Here is a 21,137-nt window from a genome sequence, read left to right as displayed (position 1 = left end):
GCGCGAGTAACCATGGATCTATTGTTGAAGGCCGCCCTGGGCGCGGCGGTGGTGGTGATTCTGGCGGCCCTGGCCAAGACCCGGAACTACTACATCGCCGGCCTGGTGCCGCTGTTCCCGACCTTTGCCCTGATCGCCCACTACATCGTCGGCAAGGGCCGCTCCCTCGATGACTTGAAGACCACCATCCTGTTCGGCATGTGGTCGATCATTCCCTACTTCGTCTACCTGGCGACCCTGTATGTGATGGTCGATCGCCTGCGCCTGGAAGCTTCCCTGGCAGTGGCTGCCGTGGCCTGGCTGATCGCCGCGACGATCCTGGTCAGCGTCTGGGTGCGCCTGCACGCCTGAGCCCTGCCATTCCCGTAGGAGCGAGCTTGCTCGCGAAGCCTGCGCCGCGGTCTTTCGCCGGCAACCCGGCAACGACCCTGGCCCGACCCTTGCATTTACCCGGCAAAGCCCGTCCAGCCTGCGTTTCAGCCTGATCACGCCGTTTTCTGGAGGGCGCTGCCATGGGTAAAGAACACCTTGAATATCTTAGATCTCGACCACAGCCTGACCGCCCAGGAGCCGATCATCCGACGCCTGAACAGCGGCCAGGCTCGGCGTCTCGACCTGCTGGACCTGGGCCCCAAGCTGCGCCTGTGGTCCACCGAGCGCACCTACCGTCACTTCACCGAACGCCTGCGCCAGCGGCCTCGCCACAGCGGCCCGCAGCCGGAAATCTTCTTTGTCGGCTCCGGTGACTATCACCACCTGACCCCGGCCTTTCTCGGCGACCTGCAAGAGCCGGTGAGCCTGATCCACTTCGACAACCACCCGGACTGGGTACGCCTGGCTCCGCGCCGGCATTGCGGCTCCTGGGTCAACCGGGCGCTGAAACTGCCGCACATCCAGCGCATCGTCACCCTCGGCCCCTGCAGCGAAGACCTGCACAACCCACAACTGCGCGGCGGCAATGTCGCCGCCCTCAAGCACGGCAAGCTGCAGCTGTTCCCCTGGCAGCACGCGCCGTCCAAGGTCTGGGGGCGGGTCGGCGACGGCGCCGGGCACCAGCAGCAGGAAAACCACCTGCATTGGCGCAACCTGGCGGAACTGGACTGGCAGGCCTTTCTCGAACAGATGATCGACAGCCTGCCCACCGAGGCGATCTGGATCACCATCGACAAGGATGTGCTGGCCAGCGAAGACGCAGCCACCAACTGGGACCAGGGCGGCATGCGCCTGACCCACCTGCTGCAGGCCCTGCGCACCCTGGCCGCGCGCAAGCGGATCCTGGGCATCGACGTCTGCGGCGAGTTCGCCCAGCCGGCCTTCAGCAACGCCTTCAAACGCTGGGAAGCCAAGTCCGACCAGCCTCCGGCCGAGCGCTGGAGCCAGGACGACCTGCTGCGCAACTCGGTGACCAATGAAGCCCTGATCTCGCTGTTCGAGGAGCTGTTCCCGTGACCCTGACCGTTGTTCTGCTGGTGGCCTTTTCCATTGTCCTGGACGTGGTCGGCCAACTCTGTTTCAAGCTCGGCCTGGACCGCCTGCCAGAGCTGGAAGGCGGTTTTCGCCTGAACGCTTTCTGGGGCCAGGTGTTCAACGCGCCCTTGCTGTGGTGCGGCATCGGCGCCTACGCCATCGAGTTCTTCGTCTGGCTCGAAGCCCTGTCCCGGGCGCCCCTGAGCCTGCTGTTCCCCGCGGCGGCCCTGGCCTATTGCGGCGTGGTACTGGCGGGCAAGGTGGTGCTGGGCGAGACCGTCAGCCGCCGTCGCTGGCTCGGCACCCTGGTGATCACCGCCGGGGTGATGCTGGTGTGCGTGGCCAGCACCTGAGCCTTGTTCAACGAATAGAAGGAAGCGTTTGATGAGTTCCAATACCTCCCACGGCTGGCTGCACGAACGCCTGGGCACCATCGTGCTCTGGGCCCTGCTGATCGGTTTCGAAAGCGCCGGGCAGATCGCCACCAAGGTTGGCGGCGACCAGCTGGGCCAGATGGATTTCAACCTGCAATGGCTGGCGGCGGTCGCGGTCAACCCCGGGGTGCTGATGGCGATTGCCTGCTATATCGGCGCGTTTTTCGTGTGGATGCTGATCCTGCGGCGCAGCAGCCTGTCCCTGGCCTTCCCCTTGAGCTCCCTGGTATTCGTGGTGGTGCTGCTGGGCTCGTGGCTGGGCCTGGGCGAGCAGATCAGCCTGCTGCATTGGGTCGGCGTCTTTGTGATCATCGGCGGGATTGCCCTCTTGGCGGAGGGTGAAGAGGCCTGAGGGCCTCTTTGCTACAGCGAAGGGATGTTGTGCAGGAGCCGGCTTGCCGGCCCCTTCGCTGGCAAGCCAGCTCCTACAGCAACGGGGTTTAGACCTTGCGGTGGGCAACCAGGAATCCCAGGCCGTGGGACACCGGAATCACTTTCACCCCGGCAGCCCGTTGCTGCTCGCGGATCTCGCGGTGGAAAGCCTTGACCTTGGTCCAGTGCATCTTCGGCCGGTAGTGATGCTCGGCGTGGTAGCCGTTGTTCATCCAGATCAGGTTGTACAGCGGGCTGTAGGAGCTCACGCCCCAGGCGATCGGCAGGTCCGGGTTGCCTCCCAGGTGCTCGTAGTAGCCATTGAGCGACGACAGTGACTGCCCCAGGTACCAGAACGGCAGCAGCACCAGCACCGCGTGCCAGTCATACAGCGCCAGAGCCAGGTAGAAGGCCACTGTGACGCCGATTTCCACCTTTACCCAACGGGCATCGTCAGGCCGCTTGCGCTGCATTTCCTGGTAGATCTCCTTGGGGTCGTCGCGGAAAAAGCTCAGGAAGGTGTAGGCCCAGGGGTTGTCCGGCTGGCCATCCTTGCCATGCAGGTAGATGGAGAGCGGGTCGACGGTCTTGCCATTGGCGTCCGGCAGGTCGGAGTTGCCCCGGTGGTGGCGGTTGTGGATGTCGCGGTACAGGGTCTGGGAAAAACCTATGGTCACCGACAGCAGCAGGTCGAAGCCGCGGTTCATCCACCCGGGGGTGAAATAGGCGTTGTGGATCTGGTTATGGGAAATGCTGTTGATGCTCCACGACAGGCTGACTGCGTAGAGCAGCGCCGCCGGCAGGATGACCCACCAGGACAGGGCGTGGAAATCCAGCACCAACCACAGCACAAAAGCGAAATGCGCCAGGGCCATGGCAATCGGGATCAGGTCCCAGAGGGAATAGGCGAGTAGACGATAGGCAGGTCGAGCCATGAAGAACTTCCTGAGAAATTGAATTCATGGCGACCATTGCAAAGGCCAGACCAGTTTTTGCTGTAGCCGCCCCAGGCCGTGCTCAGGCCTGGGCGGCGCTCCTCAGAACTTGTAGCTGATGGCGGTCTGCACCTGCCCCTGGTTGACCTCGCCCTTGTCGCGGACGATGGTGCTGTCGGCGGCGGAATTGACCAGACGCGTCCAGCTGGCACTGGCCACCAGCGCCCAGTTGTCCCCCAGGGGGAAGTGGAAATTCTGGCTCAGGGTGAAGTTCTGCACGCCACCGCTGGCGTTGTACTGGCCAATGCCGGAGGCGAGGGACTCCTTGGCGTCGACGCCGAAGAAGGTCTGGCTCTGGCGGCCATCGGCGAAGTGCAGGGTCAGGTTGTTGCTGCCAATGATGCCCAGGCCCAGCGGGTAGCCGATTTCACCCCCGACCTTGCCCAGCACCCCGCCCTGGCCCCCGGCCCCGCCCACCGCCTGGCCCACGGCGGCGAACAGCCGCCAGAAGTCTTCGGGGGCGTACTCGATGAAGGCGCCGATATCGGCCATGTCGCGAACGTCCCGCAGGCCGCGCAGCGCGCCGTCGGAATTACGCCCCTGCAGGTAATTGATGTAGGGGCCGATGCTCAAGCCGTTGCTCTTGAAGGCATCCCAGGTCAGGCCATCATCACCGTTCAGGCTGACATCTCCCCAATCCAGGTCCATGTACGGCAGCGGTACGGTGTCGTAGCTGCTGCCTGTGGGGTCATGGGGTTGATAGCCCAGGCCCAGGCCCAGTTCACCGGTGATGCCGGAGTCGGCCATGGCGCCACTGGCGAGGGTCAGGGAGAGCAGGCCGGCCAGTAAGGCGGGGGAAGAAAGCCTGGGCATGAATGAGTTTCCTTGTCTGAACATGCGCGCATCAATCATCAGAGCGGCCCTTGGGCGCAAGCACTGATGTTCTTTGTAGGGACCTACAAAAATTGTAGCCAGAACTCTACAAATCCCTCTCCTTCCTCGCCAAGGCCCCAGCCCCGCTGGGTTTTCGCCACTTGGCACAGTCCCTGCTCTACCCCTGCCACAAGCGCAAAGAGCGCTCTTATTCAACAGGTAACAGCAGATGATGCACTGGCATATCGTATGTGACTTCGACGGGACCATCTCCCGCGCCGACGTGATCGATAACGTTCTCCAACGCTTCGCCGACCCCAGCTGGGAAGGCATAGAGCAGGAATGGCTGGACGGTCACATCGGCTCCCGAGAATGCCTCAGCCGCCAACTGGCCCTGGTCAAGGCTTCGCCCACCGAACTGCTGGGCTACTTCGACAGTGTCGAAATCGACCCCGACTTCCCCGACTTCGTCGATCACGTGATCGGCCTGGGCGCTTCCATCGAAGTGGTCAGCGACGGCATCGAGCAGGGCATCGCCCGCATCCTGGCACGCAACTACGTGACCCTGCTGCCGATCCTCGCCAACCGCCTGCGCCAGGTCGACCACAACAGCTGGCGCATCGACTTCCCCTACGCCAGCGACGCCTGCCGCGCCGCTTCCGGCAACTGCAAGTGCAAATCCACCCCGCGGGGCAAGCGCGTGCTGGTGATCGGCGACGGCCAGTCGGACATGTGCGTGGCTTCCACCGCCGACTTCGTGTTCGCCAAGGATCGCCTGGCCGACTACTGCGAACGCAACAAGATTCCCCATGCGCGGTTCGACTCCTTCGCCGAACTGCCAGCGCTGCTGGCCAAGCTGCCGAACAACGCCGCCAACGCAACCAATTTCTCTCTTGAAACCCAGGAACTCTTCCACCATGTCTGATATCCGCATCGCTACCGCAGAAGACCAGATCCTTCTGGAAAAAGAAGCCAAGTACTGCTCCTACGGCGATACCGTTCACTACATCGAACCACCGCGCATCTTCAGCCGCTGCGAAGGCTCCTACGTCTGGGACACCAGCGACCAGGCCTACCTCGACCTGCAGATGTGGTACTCGGCGGTGAACTTCGGCTACGCCAACCCACGCCTGAACAACGCCCTCAAGCAACAGATCGACACCCTGCCGCAGATCGCCAGCCAATACCTGCACAAAGGCAAGATCGAGCTGTCGGAAATGATCGCGGTCGACGCCAAGAAGAAGTTCGGCCTCGACGGCCGCGTGCACTTCAACGTCGGCGGTTCGCAGTCGGTGGAGGACTCGCTGAAAGTGGTGCGTAACGCCACCAACGGCAAGAGCCTGATGTTCGCTTTCGAAGGCGGCTACCACGGCCGTACCCTGGGCGCTTCGTCGATCACCTCCAGCTACCGCTACCGCCGCCGCTACGGCCACTTCGGCGAGCGTGCGCAGTTCATTCCATTCCCGTACCACTTCCGCGGCCCCAAAGGCATGACCAAGGAAGAGTACGGCAGCCACTGCGTGCAGCAGTTCGCCCGCCTGTTCGAAACCGAATACAACGGCGTCTGGGACCCGAAGGTCGGCCAGAGCGAATATGCCGCCTTCTATGTCGAGCCGATCCAGGGCACCGGCGGCTACGTGATCCCGCCGATGAACTTCTACAGCGAGCTCAAGCACGTGCTCGACCAGCACGGCATCCTGATGGTGGTCGACGAGATCCAGATGGGCTTCTACCGCACCGGCAAGCTGTGGTCGATCGAGCACTTCGACGTCAAGCCGGACGTGATCGTGTTCGGCAAGGCGCTGACCAACGGCCTCAACCCGCTGGGCGGCATCTGGGCCCGTGAAGAGCTGATCAACCCGGGCGTGTTCCCGCCAGGTTCGACCCACTCCACCTTCGCCTCCAACCCGCTGGGCACCGCCGTGGGCCTGGAAATGTTCAAGATGACCAGCGAGATCGACTACGGCGCGATGGTCATGGAGAAGGGCAAGTACTTCCTGGCCGGCCTGCAGGACCTGCAGAAGCGCTACCCGATCATCGGCGACGTCGACGGCCTGGGCCTGGCCCTGCGCTGCGAGATCTGCACCACCGACGGCTTCACCCCGGACAAGGCGACCCTGGACTACATGGTCGAGGAAGGCATGAAGGGCGACATCGAAATCAACGGCCAGCGCCTGGGCCTGATCCTCGATGTGGGCGGCTACTACAAGAACGTCATCACCCTGGCCCCGTCGCTGGAAATCAGCTACGCGGAAATCGACCTGGGCATCGCACTGCTGGATCGCCTGCTGGATCGGGCCATGAAGCGATGAGCAAGGCTGAGATCGATCTGGGCGAAGGCAGCGCCGGCTTCGTTCTCGGCACGGGTCCGGTCGGGGTCTTGTTGATCCACGGCCTGACCGGCACCCCGACGGAACTCCGTCGGGTGGCCCAGGGCCTGGCCAAGGACGGTACGTGCACGGTGTACGTACCGACCCTGCCCGGGCACTGCGGGGACAACAGCGACCTGCAGGCCACCGGCTGGCAGGACTGGTACGAGGGCGTGCGCAAGACCTTCGCCGATGTACAGCAGCGCCACGAGCAGGTGTTCGTCGGCGGCCTGTCCATGGGTGCGGTGATGTCCATGTACCTGGCCTCCGAGCATCCGGGACGGATCAGCGGCCTGCTGATGTACTCCACCACCCTGAAGTACGACGGCTGGAGCATCAACAAACTGGCCTTCCTCACCCCGTTGCTGATGAAGATCCCCTTTGGCGTGCACATCTGCCGCTTCGAGGAAAAGCCACCCTACGGCATCAAGAACGAACGCCTGCGGGCCATCGTCGAGAAGCAGATGAAAGCCGGTGAAAGCAGCAATGCCGGGCTCCTGACCATGGAGGGCGTGACGGTGCGCGAATTGCACCGGATGAACGCCGTGGTCAAGAAACGCATGCCGTCGATCCTGACCCCGGCCCTGGTGCTGCACTCCAGCGAAGACGACATCACCAGTATCTGGAACGCCGACTACGTGGAGCGCAAGCTCGGCGGCCCGGTGACCAAGATCCTCCTCGACAACTGCTATCACATGATCACCGTGGACCTGCAGTACCAGCGGGTGATCGAACTGAGCGCAGATTTCATCCAGCAGCGAGTGGTGGCACCTGCGGTGCGCGAAGACTACCGACAGCTGGCGTGACTTAAGGAAGAGACGTGATAACCGCCCAAGCCTTTTCAACCATCCAGGCCATCGATCGCAGCGCCTGGAATGACTGTTTCCCAGGGGCCCTGGAGGATTGGGACTATTACCTGGCCGTGGAAAAAGCCGCGATCGCCGATTTTCGCTGGCGCTACCTGGCGCTCTACGAGGGTTCGACCCTGGTGGCAGTGGCGCCGGCCTTCACCACCCAGTACCGGCTTGATACCACGGTCTCCGGGCTGGCCAAGCGCTTCACCGAACGCCTGGCACGCCAGTGGCCCGGGGCCCTGGAGCTGCGCCTGTACGCCATAGGCTCGCCTGTGGCCGAACAGTGCAATGCCGGCACCGCCAGCCATGTGCCTGCGCAACGCCGCCAGGAGCTGCTGGAGCAGTTGCTGCAACTGGCGCGACGCGATGCCGACAGCTTCGGCATCGGCCTGATGGCGGTCAAGGATGCGCCGAGCAATGACCGGCAATGGGCTGCCAGTTGCCTGGCCGCGGGCCTGCAAGCCATGCCGAGCCTGCCCACGGCGCTGCTGCCGGTACCCTTTGCCTCGATCGACGCCTACCTGGGCACCCTGGGCAAATCCACCCGCAAGGACCTGCGCCGCAAACTCCGGACACCGGCGCCACGCATAGAATGGCGACGCCAGATCGACGACGTGCTGCCGGACATCATGCGCCTCTACGAGGCCACCCTGAATCGTAGCGACCTGCAGTTCGAACGCCTGCCGGCAGGCTACTTCACCGGCATCCTCGAGCAGTTGGGGGAACGCGCGGCCTGCGTCCTGTACTGGGTCGACGAGCAACTGGTGGCCTTCAACCTGGTGCTCATCGACCAGCATCGGCTGATCGACAAGTTCTTTGCCCACGACCTCAGTGTCACCCGTGAGCACAATCTGTATTTCCGCAGTTGGCTGGCCAACGTCGACTACTGTATTCAGCAACGCATTCCCCTGTACGAGTGCGGCCAGGCCGGTTATGCCAGCAAGTTGCGCCTGGGTTGCCAGTTCACCGGTAACATGTTGTTTTTCCGGCATCGCAATCCCTTGCTCAATGCCCTGCTCAAACTGATAAAACGCTTTGTCCGCCCGGATCGCTCCGACCCCGCCATGGCTGCTGCAATAAGCGAAAGTACATGACCAGAAAAGATCGTCGCCCTCCTCGCCCCTTCGCCATTTCCCGCTGGAGCCTGCAACGCAAGCTGGTGCTGGCGTTCTGGCTGGTCAGTGTGATTCCCACCATGATCGCCGCGGAACTGGCGGCCACTACCCTGTCGGAAATCTTCGACAGCAACGTGCGGATCTGGCTGCAGGAGTCCACCAAGATCGTCGAGGACGAGATCACCGAAATCCTCCATGACAACGCGCGGATCGCCCAGCTGTTCCTGCGCTATACGCGCCCGCCCACGGACCGCAATGCGGCCAAGCATGACAAGCTCACCGCCGACATCGCCGATTCCATGGGCATCGACGTGGTGGCGCTGATCCGCAAGAACGATCACAAGGTGGTGTTCACCACTGCCGCCGATGACGTGGTGGGGCAGATCAGTACCGCCTCCAATGCCGTGCTGCAGACCATCCAGGTCGGCGGCGTGGCCACCGGGGCGGTGGTCTCGACGTTCCAGACCCAGCTCGACGGGGTCGACTACCAGTTGCTGATCGCCACCTACCTGGACGCCAGCTTCCTCACCAGCGTGGCCGACGTGCATTCCCTGGACCTGCGCCTGTACCTGGCCAAGGCCGATGACTTCTCGGAAATCTTCGCCACCCAGCGCTTCGAGGACCACCCGCCCCAGGTGCCGCACAAGATCGAAGACATCCTGCGCGCCACCCGCCAGCCCACCGAGCAGTTCACCAGCCGCTACAGCGGCCTGTACCGGCCGATCTTCAACGACAGCGGCGACCTGGTGGGGGTGATCTTCAGCGGCCTGCTTCGCCATAGCAGCCTGGTGGGCCTGGTCAACCAGAGCAACCTGTTCATCCTGATCTTCCTGCTCAGCTCGGCAGCCTCGCTGTGCGTCGGCTGGCTGGTTTCCCAACGCCTGACCCGACCGCTGCGGGGCCTGTCCAAGGGCGTGCAGGCGGTGATCGCCGGCGACTACCGCCAACGGGTGCCGGTGATCGGCGGCGACGAACTGGCGGAGCTGAGCAGCACCTTCAACCACATGACCGAGCGCCTGGGGGAACTGCAGCATCTGGAAGCCCAGTTGCGCCGCCGCGACCGCCTGCACGCCCTGGGCGAAGTGGCCATGGGCCTGGCCCACGAGATCCGCAACCCGCTGGGCATCATCAAGACCGCCACGCAGTTGCTGCACCGCCGGGCCAACCTGCCGGAAAACGACAAGCGCCACCTGGAATACGTGATCAGCGAGGTCAGCCGGATCAACGACCTGATCACCGAATTCCTCGATTTCGCCAAGCCCAGCGCGCCGATACGCGCCACCCAGCTGGCCCGCCCGCTGGTGGAGGAATTGCTGGGCTTCTGCACCCCGGAACTGGCCACCCACAACATCGACGCGCGGATCGACGACCAGGCCCCCGGCGCGACCCTCCACGCCGATGCCCGGCAACTCAAGCAGGCCTGCCTCAACCTGATTCTCAACGCCATCGACGCCATGCCCGACGGCGGCCGCCTGACCCTGGGCATTTCCCAGCGCGACGACGAAACCATCATCAGCGTCAGCGACACCGGCCAGGGCATCGAGCCGGACATGCTGGAACGCATCTTCACCCCATTCGTCACCACCAAGGCCTCGGGCACCGGCCTGGGATTGGCTAAAGTCTTCTCGATCATGGAAAGCCATGACGGCCATATCGAGTGCACCAGCGAAAAAGATGCTGGCGCCACCTTCAGCCTGTACATTCCGGCCAACGGTGAAGAAGACGACGAGGACAGTGATGACGCATAACCTGCTGGTGGTCGATGACGAGCCGAAACTCTGCGACCTGCTGTCCTCGGCCCTGAGCCAGAACGGCATCCAGGTATTCACCGCAGGCAACGGCCTGCACGCGCTCAAGGTGCTGGAGCAGGAAGACATCGACCTGGTGATCAGCGACTGGCGCATGCCCGGCATGGACGGGCCGCAGTTGCTGGGGGAAATCAAGCAGCGCTACCCGCAGTTGCCGGTGATCGTGATGACCGCCTACAGCACGGTGAAGAATGCCGTGCAGTCCATGCGCAACGGCGCCTACGACTACATCGCCAAACCCTTCGACATCGACGAACTGGACATCACCGTCAGCAAGGCCCTGCAGTTTCGCGACATCCTCAAAGACAACCAGCGCATGCGCGCCGAGCTCGCAGAGCATCAGCAGATCGACAGCCTGGTGGGCGACAGCCCGGCCTTCCGTCGGGTGCTGCAAGCCGTGGATTCGGTGCGCGAAAGCAACGCCACCATCCTCCTGACCGGGGAAAGCGGCACCGGCAAGGAAATGGTCGCCCGGGCCATCCACAAGCACGGCAACCGGGCCGACAAGCCCTTTGTCGCGGTCAATTGCGCGGCCATTCCCGAGGGCCTGCTGGAAAGCGAGATGTTCGGCCACCGCAAGGGCGCCTTCACCGGCGCCGTGGCGGACCGGGTCGGACGTTTCCAGCAAGCCGACAAGGGCACCCTGTTCCTCGACGAAGTCGGCGACATGCCCCTGGCCCTGCAGGCCAAGATCCTGCGTGCCCTGCAGGAGCGGGTGATCGAGCCGGTGGGCGATCCACGGGAGCGCAAGGTGGATGTGCGGGTGATCGCCGCCACCAACAAGAACCTGCTGGAAGCGGTGGCCAACAAGGAATTTCGCGAAGACCTGTACTACCGCCTGAATGTATTCCCGATCCCCTTGCCGGCACTGCGCGAACGGGTCGAGGATATCGCCCTGCTGGCCCGGCACTTTGCCCACAGCCTGGGTGCCACCGCCGGCAAGCGCATCAGCGGCTTCAGCCCCGAAGCCCTGCAGGCCATGGCCAGCTACGCCTGGCCGGGGAATATCCGCGAACTGCAGAACTGCGTGGAGCGGGCCACCATCGTCGCCAGCGGCCAGGTCATCGAAGAAAAGGACCTGCCAGGGTATCTGTTCGGCCCCCAGGCGCAGGGCACAGAGAGCAGCGCAGCCATCAGTGTCGGCCCGCAAGTGCCCAGCGACCTGGAAGCGGCCCTGGCGGAAGTGGAAAAGGCCTACATTCTCGCCGCCCTGCAGCAGAGCAACGGTGTCCAGGCGGCAGCGGCGCAGTTGATCGGTATTTCCGAGCGCAGCTTCTGGTACCGGCTGAAGAAACTCGGCATCCAGGTGGACAAGATCGTTCGCTGAAACCGCAGCGCTTCATTCGCCGGCAAGCCGGCTCCTGCACCCAACCGCAAGAGCCGGCTTGCCGCGCTGCCCTAGAGGATGTTGCTGCTATCGAGCGGCTCGATCTGCGCCCAGTGGGAAGTGTCTTCCCGGTGGGTTTGCAGGTATGGCAGCACCGCCGCCAGCAGCGGCGCCTTGAAGGCTTCCTGGAACCGGTGGGCCAGCCCCGGAATCAACTTCAACTGGCTGCCCTGGATCTGCGCCGCCAGGTGCACGCCGTGCATCACCGGCAGCAACGGGTCGGCGGTGCCATGCACCACCAGGGTCGGCACCCGCAGTTGCTTGAGCAATGCCACCCGGCTCGGCTCGGCAAGAATCGCCATGATCTGGCGCTTGACCCCTTCCGGGTTGAACGCCCGGTCATAGGCCACCGCCGCCTGTTGCAACAGGACCTGGCGGTCATCGCTGACCTTCGGGCTGCCCAGGGCCGCCAGCAGGTCGGCCTGCTGCTCCAGCGCCGCTTCCCGGCTCGGTGCGTTGCGCCGCGAGAGCAGTTGCACCAGCGCCGCGTTCGGCGCCGGCAAACCTTCGGCCCCGGAACTGGTCATGATCAGCGTCAGGCTCTCGACCCGCCGCGGCTCCATGGCTGCCAGGTGCTGGGCGATCATCCCGCCCATGCTCGCCCCCAGCACGTGGAATTGCTCGATATGCAGGGCGTCCATCAGGCCCAGGGCGTCATCGGCCATGTCGGTCAGGGTGTAGGGCGCCGCCACCGGCAGGCCCAGCTTGTAGCGCAGCACTTCGAAGGTCAGGTTGGCGCTGGCCGGGGCCTGGCGCCAGGTGGACAGGCCGACATCGCGATTGTCGTAGCGGATCACCCGAAACCCTTGCTGACACAGGGCCACCACCACCTCATCCGGCCAGTGGATCAGTTGCCCGCCCAGGCCCATGACCAGCAGCAACGCCGGGTCGGAGGTGCGCCCAATGCTCTGGTAGGCCAGGCTCACCTGCGGCAGGTCGACCCGTTGGGTCGGGACATTGACATCGCAGCGCGCGGCCGCAAAACACAGCGGGCCGAGCAACAGCCCGGCCAAGAGTAGAACAGTCGAAAGAAATCGTACCCGCATGAAAAACACCGAAACGCAGAACCCCAGTGGAGCGCGAGTCTGATGAACCTGGATGATTCGCGCTGCCACAGTTGCGTGACAATTTGATGAAGATTGCCCCAGCGGTACTTTTTCCGCGGCAAGGGTCGGCGCTTGCCCCCGGCACCCGGTGCACAACACACAGGCGCTGTCGCCCGTATCGGCAAAGATGCCCGCGAATCGATGAACGCGGGATGGTCGACAGGCCCGTCAACATGAGACAAACTCAACCTTTTCGCTTTAACCACAAAATTTACTCATGGAGATCCTGGTGCTCGAAATCCGTCACCTGAAGACCCTGCACGCCTTGCGCGAAGCCGACAGCCTGGTGGAAGCCGCTGAACGCCTGCACCTGACCCAGTCCGCCTTGTCCCATCAGTTCAAGGAGCTGGAAGAGCGCCTGGGCATGCCGCTGTTCGTGCGCAAGACCAAGCCGGTGCGTTTCACCAGCGCCGGTCTGCGCCTGCTGCAACTGGCGGATGCGACCCTGCCCCTGCTGCGCGGCGCCGAACGCGACATTTCGCGACTGGCCGGCGGCACTGCCGGGCGCCTGCACATGGCCATCGAATGCCACAGCTGCTTCCAGTGGCTGATGCCGACCATCGATCAGTTCCGCGACGCCTGGCCGGAAGTGGAGCTGGACCTGGCCTCCGGCTTCTCGTTCGCTCCGTTGCCAGCCCTGGCCCGGGGCGACCTGGACCTGGTGGTGACCTCCGACCCCCTGGAGCTGGCGGGTATCACCTACGTGCCGCTGTTCACCTACGAAGCCATGCTCGCGGTCGCCAACCAGCACCCGCTGGCAAGCAAGCCATACGTAGTCCCGGAAGACCTGCTGAGCGAAACCCTGATCACCTACCCGGTGGAACGCGACCGCCTGGACATCTTCACCCGCTTCCTGGAACCGGCGGACATCGAACCGGCCCAGGTACGGACTTCGGAACTGACGGTGATGATGATGCAACTGGTGGCCAGCGGCCGGGGCGTGTGCGGGATGCCCCACTGGGCCCTGCACGAGTACAGCTCACGGGGTTATGTGAAGGCCAAGAGGCTTGGGGAAAAGGGCCTGTTCGCCACCCTGTACGCGGCGATTCGCGCCGACATGCTGGATGCGCCCTACATGCGCGACTTTTTGCTCACGGCCAAGGACACCTCGTTCTCGACCCTGGACGGCGTCAGCGCCGTACGCTGACCCCAAGCTGGCTTGCCCAGGAGCCGGCTTGCCGGCGAACCGGGGTCAACCTTCGACCGGCAATCGGCGCCACATGTGGATCTTGTCGAAATAGTCCTCGCCCACCCGCACTGCCTGGGGTTCCAGGCCGAACTGGACGAAACCGCAGCGCTGGTACAGGGCCAGCGCCGCTTCATTGCCGGCCGTCACGGTCAACTGGATCAGGCGCAGCCCTTCGTATTCAGCCGCTTCGGCCAGCAGCCCCTGGACCAGGCGGTAGCCCAGCCCGCTGTTGCGCTGCGTGCCGGTGACATAGAGGCCGAACAGGGTCGCCTTGTGCCGGGCCTTCTCCCGCAGCTCGAAGGCCAGGCCGACGATCCCCAGCAACCGCCCTTCGGAAAACGCCCCCAGCAACAGGTCGAGCTCGCCGTCCAGGCGTGCGGCCCACCAGGCCAGAGGCAGTTTTTCCCGCTCTTTGACGCTGGAGGTGAAGGCCTGGGGATGGCGCTCATAGGCCTCGAGCATCAAGGCCCGGTATTGCTCCACATCGTCAGGGGTCAGGCGCTGGATCTGCATGCTCAGTCGAGGGTCTTGTGTCCGGTAATGAATGAAGCGCATTTTATCTTGCCGCCCTGCACTTCATAAATGGCCACGGTTTCCAAGGTGCCGCTGCCGTCGGCGAAGGTGCGGCTGATCAGTTCGTGATCGACCACCACGTTGCCCATGACCGTACGCTGGATCAGCCGGGCATGCAGGTTGGGTTCCTGGAAACGCACCACGGCCCGAGCTCGTATTTCCTCGTGCCCCCTGGCCAGCAAGGTGGCCGGATGTTCGTATTGCCGGGCATCTACGGCATAAGTCGCCAGCCAGGCCTCCAGATCCTTGCGGTTGTAGGCCTGCAGTTGTGCTTCTACCACCGCTTGCGGGCTTGGAAAATCACTCATGCTGGCGCTCCTCGATCAGTTGACGCGACGCTGTTCGAACATCAGGCGCACGGCCAGCCCCGCCAGCACAAAGCCCATGAAATAACGCTGCACCGAGAGCCAGGTGGGGTTGCTGGCAAACCAGGAGGCGATACCGGCGGCAAACAGGGCGATCAGCAGGTTCACCGAGAAACTCACGCTGATCTGGGTCAGGCCCAGGATGATGCTCTGGGAGAACACCGAACCGTGCTCGGGGTGGATGAACTGCGGAAAGATCGACAGGTAGAACACCGCGATCTTGGGGTTCAGGGCGCTGGTCAGAAAGCCCATGGTCACCAGCTTGCGCGGCGAATCCGCCGGCAGCTGCTGGGCTTCGAAGGGCGAGCGCGCGCCAGGCTTGAGCGCCTGCCAGGCCAGCCACAGCAGGTACAGGGCGCCGGCCCACTTGAGCACCTCATAGGCCATGGGCACCGCCATGAACACCGCGGTCAGGCCCAGCGCGGCGGCGAACAGGTGGACGAAGAACCCCGCCACCACCCCCAATAACGACGTCACCCCAGCCTTGCGCCCCTGGCAGATCGAACGGGAAATCAGGTAGATCATGTTCGGCCCCGGGGTCAGCACCATCAGCAGGGAAGCAGCGGCGAAGATCAGGTAGTCGTGGAGTGGAATCATGGCAATCCTTGGCAATGGGAGGGGGTCAGGCGTGGCCCGCTCGGGCCTTGCGATAAAACGGCAAGATCAGATCGCGTGTCAACGGCGCAAGGAACAAATCTCCATCGCCGGCCGGGTCGATCCAGCGTACTTCCTCGATCTCTGCCGCCGGGGTCACCGGGCTATGGATATGGACCAGGAACACCTCGGCTTCCACCACATGCCCCGGCTCGTTGGCCGCCGGTGCCGAGAACTGTTGCAGGTAACGGGCCTGGGCCGGGTCGATGCGCAATCCCAGTTCTTCTTCCAGCTCACGGGCCAGGGCGTGCACCGGCTGTTCACCGGCTTCGATCTTGCCACCGGGCTGCATGAAGGCCTGGGTGCCGCGCTTGCGCACCAGCAGGGTCTGGCCGTCGGCACCGATCAGCAGGGCAGCGGCGATACGAATGATGGAGGGTGCAGCAACGGACGACAGCGACATGGGAATCCGGGAGCCTTGAGAATGAGGGCGCAAGGATCACATGCGCGGCGGCGGCTCGTCATCCGCCGCCGGCATTTTTCGATGTGACCGCCACCCGGCTTCAGGCCCTTGCCTGCTTTTCCTGGGGCAACTTGACGAACACGCTGTAGCGGGCGCCCTCCATGGTTTCAAAAGCGATCAGCTTGTCCACCAGCGGCAGGTTGAGCACCTTGCCGGCGTTGAGCAGCAGCATGCCGTTATCGGCATTCAGGTTGCGCGCCAGGATCATCCCCGCCGCCAGCTCCCGGGTACTCAGAACCTTCACCGAAGGGTCGCCCAGGGTCACGTCGCTGAGGTAGACCGCACACACCTGGATGAAACCTTCCACCAGGTCCGGGTCGTACAAGCGGCCGGCGTACTTGCGGATGAACACCAGGGCCTCGTCGCTGTTCATGTGCCGTTCCAGGATCAGCCCGCACTGCAACTCGATGAAGTCCACCGCCAGCTTGAGCAGCCGCGAGCCCAGGGGAATCGCGTCGCCCTTGAGGTGGTCGGGAAAACCGCTGCCGTCCCAGTGTTCCTGGTGATGGCGGATCAGCCGCGCGGCGTCCTGCACCGGTTCCAGGGTCATCAGCAACGATTCACTCTGCGCCGGATAGGCCCGATAACGCTCGCGCTGATGGTGATGCAGCAAATCCGCCGGGCTGGTCATCATGCTGTCGCTCCAGCTCAGCTTGCCGATGTTGTGCAACGCCGCGGCCATGGCCAGGTCACGCTGGGCGCCAGGGTCGATGCCCTGGACTTTGCAGTAGGCCCGCACCAGCTCGATGATCCGCCGGTTGGTCTGCTTGTCCGCGGGCAAGCGCTGGTTGACCAGCAGGGAAAACAGCTCGGCGCCAGTGGCGTAGCTGTGCTTGAGCTCCTCATAGGCCAGGTCGAGCATGTCGGCGGTCTGCTGCAGCTCCGAGGTGCGTGCCGCCACGCGTTTTTCCAGCAGCGTGTTGAGCGCCTTGAGCTCGGCATTCTGCTGCTGGGCCAGATCCTGCAGGCGCAGGCGCTCACGCTCGGAGTGCTGATGCTCAAGGGCCTGGCGCAGGGCCAGCAGCAATTCCTGGTCATCCCAGGGCTTGCTCAGGTAACGGTAGATCTCCCCTTCGTTGATGGCCTTGGCAATCAATTTCAGGTCCGGGTCGCCGGTCAGCAGGATGCGGGTGGTGCTCGGGTACTGCTGATGGATACGCGCCAGCAGGGTCGGGCCATCCATCTGCGGCAGATGGGCGGCGCTGATCACCAGGTCCACCTCCCGGCTGGCCAGGAGCTGCAGGGCCTGGGTGGCATCGCGGGCGAAATGCAGCGTGTAGGGAAGCGGGCTGAGCAACTGCTGCAGGCGTTGCAGGATCACTTCCTGGCTATCGACCAGCAGAATCTCGGGTCGGCGTGTGACAGTGGCAACGTTTAGCTCACCCATGAGACACCTCGGGTCAACGTCGATGCACGTGTCCTTCATTGTTAGAGCTGGCAACGGTAATCCCTGTTGCCTGATTGAAGACTAGAAGAATTTCCAATCGAGATAGTGGCTTTTTAATACCATCGGTCCGCTGCGGCTGGGCCGCCAACCACCTTCAGCGAGTGTTGCGCAGTCGCAACACTCGCCGTGCACGCAGTCACTGGGCGGCTTTGGCGCCGGAACCGAAGGAAGCGAAACGCTTGTTGAAGCCGGCGATGCGGCCTTCGGACTGGGTCTTGCGCTGCTGGCCGGTGTACACCGGGTGCGAGGCGCTGGAAACGTCCAGCGCCACATAGGGGTAAGTCTTGCCGTCGCTGTAGGTGTGGCTGCGATCGGTATCGACGGTGGAGCCGATGAGGAAGTACACGTCGGCAGCGGTATCGTGGAAAAGCACGGTGCGGTAGTCAGGATGGATACCGGGTTTCATGAGGCCTCCTGGGCATCTGGGTGAGCTGGATTCGTTATACAATAACATATCCAAATCGCCCAAACGAGAACCGATTGCAATAAGGAAACTGCCGACAGTTCTATGCCGCTTCCTGAAAATCCATTTCCGGAGGCTGGCGGGAAAAACCGCGAGTGAGGAAACCCAGGTACACCAGGCCAATAACCAGCCAGCTTGCCCCCAGGTAGATCGCCAGGTGATCGAGGCTGGACATCAGCCACAGATCGGCCGCCAGACCGATGAGGGGAAAGATCAGGAACAGGATCAACTCCCGCAGGCCACGCTGCCGGGCCCCCACCCAGTAATGAAAGATCACCGACAGGTTGACCAGGCTGAAGGCCAGGAAGGCGCCGAAGTTGATGAAGGACGTCGAGGTGGTGACATCCAGCTTCAATGCCAGCAACGCCACCACGGCGCACAGCAGGATGCTGTTGACCGGGGTACCGAAACGCCCGTGCAGGCTGCCGAAAAAGCACTTGGGCAAGACCCCGTCGCGGCCCATGGCGAACAGCAGTCGCGAGCCGCTGGCCTGGGCCGAAAGCCCCGAGGCGAACTGACCGACAATCAGCCCGATCAGGAAGATCGAGACGAACAGGTCGCCGCCGATATTGCGCGCAATCTCGTAGGCCGCCGAATCCACATCGGCGAACTCGAAGGACGGATGGGCAACCTGGACGAAGTAGGACACCGCGACAAAGATCAGCCCGCCCACCAGGGTAATCAGCATAATCGCCCGGGGAATGGTCCGCCGTGGGTCGCGGGTTTCCTCGGTCAGGGTGCTGACCGCGTCAAAGCCCAGGAACGAATAACAGGCGATTGCCGCCCCGCTCATGATCAGCGGCAGGTGCATCTGCCCGTTGAAGAACGGTGCCAGGGTGAACAGCGGCCGCCCGGCCTCGCCACCAAGGTAGTGGATGCACAGGCCGACAAAGGCGATCAGCACCAGGAACTGCACCAGCATCAGCAGGCCGTTGATGCCGTTGGCCAGTTTCAGGCCAACGATATTGATCGCGCTGGTCACCCCGATGAAAGCCAGCACCCAGACCCACTGCGGTACACCGGGAAACGCCGAATGCAGGTAAGCGGCGCCGATCAGCCAGATGGCCATGGGCAGGAACAGGTAATCCAGCAGCACCGCCCAGCCGGCGATGAAACCCAGCTTGGGGCTGATGGCCTTGCGCACATAGCTGTAAGCCGAGCCGGCCACGGGAAACGCCGCGGCCATGCGCCCGTAGCTCATGGCGGTGAAGAACATCGCCACCAGCGCTGCCAGATAGGCTGCCGGCACCATGCCAGCGGTGGATTGGGCGAGGATGCCAAAGGTACCGAGGACAATGATCGGCGTCATGTAAGCGATACCGAACAGCACCACCGCGCCCAATGAAAGGGTGCGTTGCAAGCGAGCCATGAGCGAGTACTCCGCAATTATTAGATTTATGGCAGGACTGAAAAGAGTGCAGCAGGGGGTCTTTCTTATGGGATTGGCCGTCCGCGGACGGCCCTTTCAGCGGATCGGAATCAGCAGTTCACGCACGCCATCGCCGTGTTCGAGCACTTCGCCCGCAAGCTTCAGGCGCTGGTCTTCGAGGTAGCGGTAGTCCTGGCGCGCCACCTGCAGTTGCTTGAGATCCAGCTCGACCTTGAACTGACCTTCCTCGCGCCCGGCTTCGAATAGCAGGCTGCCCAGGGGGTCCACCAGGGCGCTGCCGCCGGCGAACAGCAGGCCGCCATCGCCTTCTTCCACTCGGTTGACCATTAGCGCGAACGCCTGGTTTTCCTGGGCCCGGGCCATGATCGCGGTACGGTGGGTGGGCCCGTAGGGGTCCATGTTGCCATTGGTCACGATCAGCAGTTCGGCGCCCAGTTGCGCCAAGGCCCGGGCGCTTTCGGGGAACTCGATGTCGTAGCAGATCAGCAGGCCGACCCGCACACCGTTCCACAGGCAGGTGGCGTAGCGGTCACCGGGGGTGAACACACCGCGGTCGGACGCCCACAGGTGGGTCTTGCGATAACGCAGGGCGATGCCCTCGGGGGTAATCAGCAAAGTGGTGTTATAGAATCGGCCGTCGTCGTTTTCGGCCATGCCGATCACCACCGCGATATTGCGCGCCCGGGCGGCCTGGATCACGGCCTGCACGGTGGGGCCATCCAGCGGCTCGGCCACGGCGGCCACGGTCTCGGCGCTGGGGAAACCCATCAGGTGGGTTTCTGGAAACACGATCAACCGGGTATCGGCGGCGCAGGCGGCAATGGCCGCCAGGGCCCGTTCCAGGTTGTAAGCTGTGGCGTTATCACGGCCCGCCAACTGGGCCAGTTCAACCTTCATGGGTATTCCTTGTTCTTTGGCTGTGCCGCAGTATGCGCAGCAGCAACCGGCCCGCAAATCACGCAGCCGGGGTAACCCGATAGGGGTAGATGCATGACATTGTCGCTGGATGACATCGCCTGGCACCGCTCGGTGGGGCAGATGATCGAAGCCCTGGACCAGGCCAGTTTCTGGCCCCAGCTGGTGCGCCTGCTGGAGCAGTACGTGAGTTTCGACAGCTGGGTGGCGCTGCTGTTTTGCAGTGAGCGCAAACCCCTGGTGTTCGCCGAATGCCCGGGGGAGGACGGCAGCCCCGACCAGTTGTTCCAGGACTACCTCAACGGCCTGTACCTGCTCGACCCCTTCTACGTTGCCAGCCGCGAACAATCGCGCAGCGGCCTGCTGCGCCTGGCGGAAGTGGCCCCGGAACACTTCCAGCTGACCGAGTACTACCAACGCTACTTTCGTCTGAATGTGGTGGCCGATGAAATCCAGTTCAATTGCCAGCTGGCGGACGGCCGCACCCTGTGCCTGTCCCTGGGTTCGCGACAACGCTTCGCCCCACCCCAGATCGCCCTGCTGTCACTGATCGAGCCCTGGGTGGTGGCCTTGCTGCGCCAGCGCCTGCCCCACGAAAGCATTGAGCAAGACAACCCAGCGCAATTGCATCCAATGCCCGATTGGCGCAGCCAGCTGGACCACTCCATGCAACAACTGCGGGGCGCACAACTCACCGCCCGGGAGCTGGATGTGGGGCGCCTGATGCTCAGCGGTTGCTCCAACAAGGAGATCGCTCGTAAGCTGGAAATCTCCGCCGAAACCGTGAAAGTTCATAAAAAGCACATCTACAGCAAGCTGGGCATCAAATCCCAGTCCGAGCTGTTTTCGATTTTTCTCCAGGCGCAAAGCGCCTGATACCCCTTCAGGGCCGCCCCGGCAGCCCCACACAACAATAAGATCTTGTGCACCCATAAGAATGAGTACTGATAAACGACCT

Annotated in this window: 23 protein-coding genes; 12 read left to right on the top strand and 11 right to left on the bottom strand. The window is 63.4% G+C overall.

Annotated elements, in window-relative coordinates; all coding sequences use genetic code 11:
- Positions 1 to 21 precede the first annotated feature (21 nt).
- The 4 genes from AC1RGE_RS18110 (at position 22) to AC1RGE_RS18095 (ending at position 2,253) form a co-directional block, all read left to right on the top strand.
- On the top strand, positions 22 to 351 hold the full coding sequence (locus AC1RGE_RS18110; RefSeq protein ID WP_169892259.1) for a GlpM family protein: 330 nt from the start codon (positions 22 to 24) through the stop codon (positions 349 to 351).
- Positions 352 to 528: 177 nt separating this feature from the next.
- Positions 529 to 1,449 (top strand): arginase family protein, encoded by a 921-nt coding sequence (locus AC1RGE_RS18105; protein WP_011063132.1) that lies wholly within the window; start codon positions 529 to 531, stop codon positions 1,447 to 1,449.
- A complete protein-coding gene (locus tag AC1RGE_RS18100) occupies positions 1,446 to 1,820 on the top strand; it encodes a DMT family transporter (protein WP_011063133.1) in 375 nt (124 codons plus the stop codon). Before AC1RGE_RS18105 ends, AC1RGE_RS18100 begins: the two co-directional genes overlap by 4 nt.
- Before the next feature lie 31 nt (positions 1,821 to 1,851).
- Positions 1,852 to 2,253: a DMT family transporter gene (locus AC1RGE_RS18095; RefSeq protein WP_011063134.1), complete on the top strand. Its 402-nt coding sequence runs from the start codon at positions 1,852 to 1,854 to the stop codon at positions 2,251 to 2,253.
- Positions 2,254 to 2,341: 88 nt separating this feature from the next.
- Here AC1RGE_RS18095 and AC1RGE_RS18090 read toward each other — a convergent pair whose 3' ends face one another.
- Entirely contained in the window at positions 2,342 to 3,208 is an 867-nt protein-coding gene (locus tag AC1RGE_RS18090) for a fatty acid desaturase family protein (RefSeq protein ID WP_492584780.1), read from the bottom strand.
- A gap of 102 nt (positions 3,209 to 3,310) precedes the next feature.
- Complete coding sequence (locus AC1RGE_RS18085) at positions 3,311 to 4,081, bottom strand: MipA/OmpV family protein (protein ID WP_072450844.1); 771 nt, start codon at positions 4,079 to 4,081, stop codon at positions 3,311 to 3,313.
- Positions 4,082 to 4,310: 229 nt separating this feature from the next.
- Here AC1RGE_RS18085 and AC1RGE_RS18080 point away from each other — a divergent pair, with 229 nt between their 5' ends.
- The 6 genes from AC1RGE_RS18080 to AC1RGE_RS18055 are packed head-to-tail and all read left to right on the top strand — an operon-like array spanning position 4,311 to position 11,554.
- On the top strand, positions 4,311 to 5,006 hold the full coding sequence (locus AC1RGE_RS18080) for an HAD-IB family phosphatase (RefSeq protein ID WP_072450845.1): 696 nt from the start codon (positions 4,311 to 4,313) through the stop codon (positions 5,004 to 5,006).
- Positions 4,999 to 6,393, top strand: a complete 1,395-nt coding sequence (locus tag AC1RGE_RS18075; protein WP_011063138.1) for an aspartate aminotransferase family protein — start codon at positions 4,999 to 5,001, stop codon at positions 6,391 to 6,393. The genes AC1RGE_RS18080 and AC1RGE_RS18075 overlap by 8 nt, the downstream gene beginning before the upstream one ends.
- A complete protein-coding gene (locus AC1RGE_RS18070) occupies positions 6,390 to 7,256 on the top strand; it encodes an alpha/beta hydrolase (protein ID WP_492584778.1) in 867 nt (288 codons plus the stop codon). Before AC1RGE_RS18075 ends, AC1RGE_RS18070 begins: the two co-directional genes overlap by 4 nt.
- Positions 7,257 to 7,270: 14 nt before the next feature.
- Positions 7,271 to 8,398, top strand: a complete 1,128-nt coding sequence (locus AC1RGE_RS18065; protein ID WP_015636831.1) for a GNAT family N-acetyltransferase — start codon at positions 7,271 to 7,273, stop codon at positions 8,396 to 8,398.
- The gene (locus AC1RGE_RS18060) at positions 8,395 to 10,167 is read left to right on the top strand and encodes a sensor histidine kinase (RefSeq protein ID WP_011063141.1); all 1,773 of its coding nucleotides are present in this window, start codon (positions 8,395 to 8,397) and stop codon (positions 10,165 to 10,167) included. Before AC1RGE_RS18065 ends, AC1RGE_RS18060 begins: the two co-directional genes overlap by 4 nt.
- The gene (locus tag AC1RGE_RS18055) at positions 10,157 to 11,554 is read left to right on the top strand and encodes a sigma-54-dependent transcriptional regulator (protein ID WP_015636832.1); all 1,398 of its coding nucleotides are present in this window, start codon (positions 10,157 to 10,159) and stop codon (positions 11,552 to 11,554) included. Before AC1RGE_RS18060 ends, AC1RGE_RS18055 begins: the two co-directional genes overlap by 11 nt.
- Before the next feature lie 71 nt (positions 11,555 to 11,625).
- Here AC1RGE_RS18055 and AC1RGE_RS18050 read toward each other — a convergent pair whose 3' ends face one another.
- The gene (locus AC1RGE_RS18050; protein ID WP_015636833.1) at positions 11,626 to 12,660 is read right to left on the bottom strand and encodes an alpha/beta fold hydrolase; all 1,035 of its coding nucleotides are present in this window, start codon (positions 12,658 to 12,660) and stop codon (positions 11,626 to 11,628) included.
- 289 nt (positions 12,661 to 12,949) lie between these two features.
- Between AC1RGE_RS18050 and metR the strand changes: the two genes are divergently transcribed.
- Entirely contained in the window at positions 12,950 to 13,867 is a 918-nt protein-coding gene (gene metR, locus AC1RGE_RS18045; protein WP_011063144.1) for a transcriptional regulator MetR, read from the top strand.
- Between the two features lie 45 nt (positions 13,868 to 13,912).
- Here metR and AC1RGE_RS18040 read toward each other — a convergent pair whose 3' ends face one another.
- The 8 genes from AC1RGE_RS18040 to AC1RGE_RS18005 form a co-directional block, all read right to left on the bottom strand.
- The gene (locus tag AC1RGE_RS18040; protein WP_019093124.1) at positions 13,913 to 14,422 is read right to left on the bottom strand and encodes a GNAT family N-acetyltransferase; all 510 of its coding nucleotides are present in this window, start codon (positions 14,420 to 14,422) and stop codon (positions 13,913 to 13,915) included.
- Positions 14,423 to 14,424: 2 nt separating this feature from the next.
- The gene (locus tag AC1RGE_RS18035; RefSeq protein WP_019093123.1) at positions 14,425 to 14,790 is read right to left on the bottom strand and encodes a nuclear transport factor 2 family protein; all 366 of its coding nucleotides are present in this window, start codon (positions 14,788 to 14,790) and stop codon (positions 14,425 to 14,427) included.
- A 15-nt stretch (positions 14,791 to 14,805) separates the two neighbouring features.
- The gene (locus tag AC1RGE_RS18030; RefSeq protein ID WP_011063147.1) at positions 14,806 to 15,444 is read right to left on the bottom strand and encodes a LysE family translocator; all 639 of its coding nucleotides are present in this window, start codon (positions 15,442 to 15,444) and stop codon (positions 14,806 to 14,808) included.
- A gap of 25 nt (positions 15,445 to 15,469) precedes the next feature.
- Entirely contained in the window at positions 15,470 to 15,904 is a 435-nt protein-coding gene (locus AC1RGE_RS18025) for an NUDIX hydrolase (RefSeq protein ID WP_011063148.1), read from the bottom strand.
- 100 nt (positions 15,905 to 16,004) lie between these two features.
- The gene (gene nosR / locus AC1RGE_RS18020; RefSeq protein ID WP_258611121.1) at positions 16,005 to 17,351 is read right to left on the bottom strand and encodes a response regulator c-di-GMP phosphodiesterase, NosR family; all 1,347 of its coding nucleotides are present in this window, start codon (positions 17,349 to 17,351) and stop codon (positions 16,005 to 16,007) included.
- A 196-nt stretch (positions 17,352 to 17,547) separates the two neighbouring features.
- Positions 17,548 to 17,817 carry a type B 50S ribosomal protein L31 gene (locus AC1RGE_RS18015; protein ID WP_011063150.1) on the bottom strand — a complete coding sequence of 90 codons (270 nt, stop codon included), beginning with the start codon at positions 17,815 to 17,817 and terminating at the stop codon, positions 17,548 to 17,550.
- Between the two features lie 100 nt (positions 17,818 to 17,917).
- The gene (locus tag AC1RGE_RS18010; RefSeq protein ID WP_019093122.1) at positions 17,918 to 19,243 is read right to left on the bottom strand and encodes an APC family permease; all 1,326 of its coding nucleotides are present in this window, start codon (positions 19,241 to 19,243) and stop codon (positions 17,918 to 17,920) included.
- Between the two features lie 96 nt (positions 19,244 to 19,339).
- Complete coding sequence (locus tag AC1RGE_RS18005; protein WP_015636841.1) at positions 19,340 to 20,161, bottom strand: carbon-nitrogen hydrolase family protein; 822 nt, start codon at positions 20,159 to 20,161, stop codon at positions 19,340 to 19,342.
- Between the two features lie 93 nt (positions 20,162 to 20,254).
- Between AC1RGE_RS18005 and AC1RGE_RS18000 the strand changes: the two genes are divergently transcribed.
- Positions 20,255 to 21,055, top strand: coding sequence for a helix-turn-helix transcriptional regulator (locus AC1RGE_RS18000; RefSeq protein WP_011063153.1), 801 nt, complete (start codon positions 20,255 to 20,257; stop codon positions 21,053 to 21,055).
- Positions 21,056 to 21,137 lie beyond the last annotated feature (82 nt).

It is taken from the genome of Pseudomonas sp. GW823-FHT02C05 (genome assembly GCF_058797595.1).
Note: the sequence above shows the minus strand (reverse complement) of the source record. Positions and strands in the feature narration are given on the sequence as shown.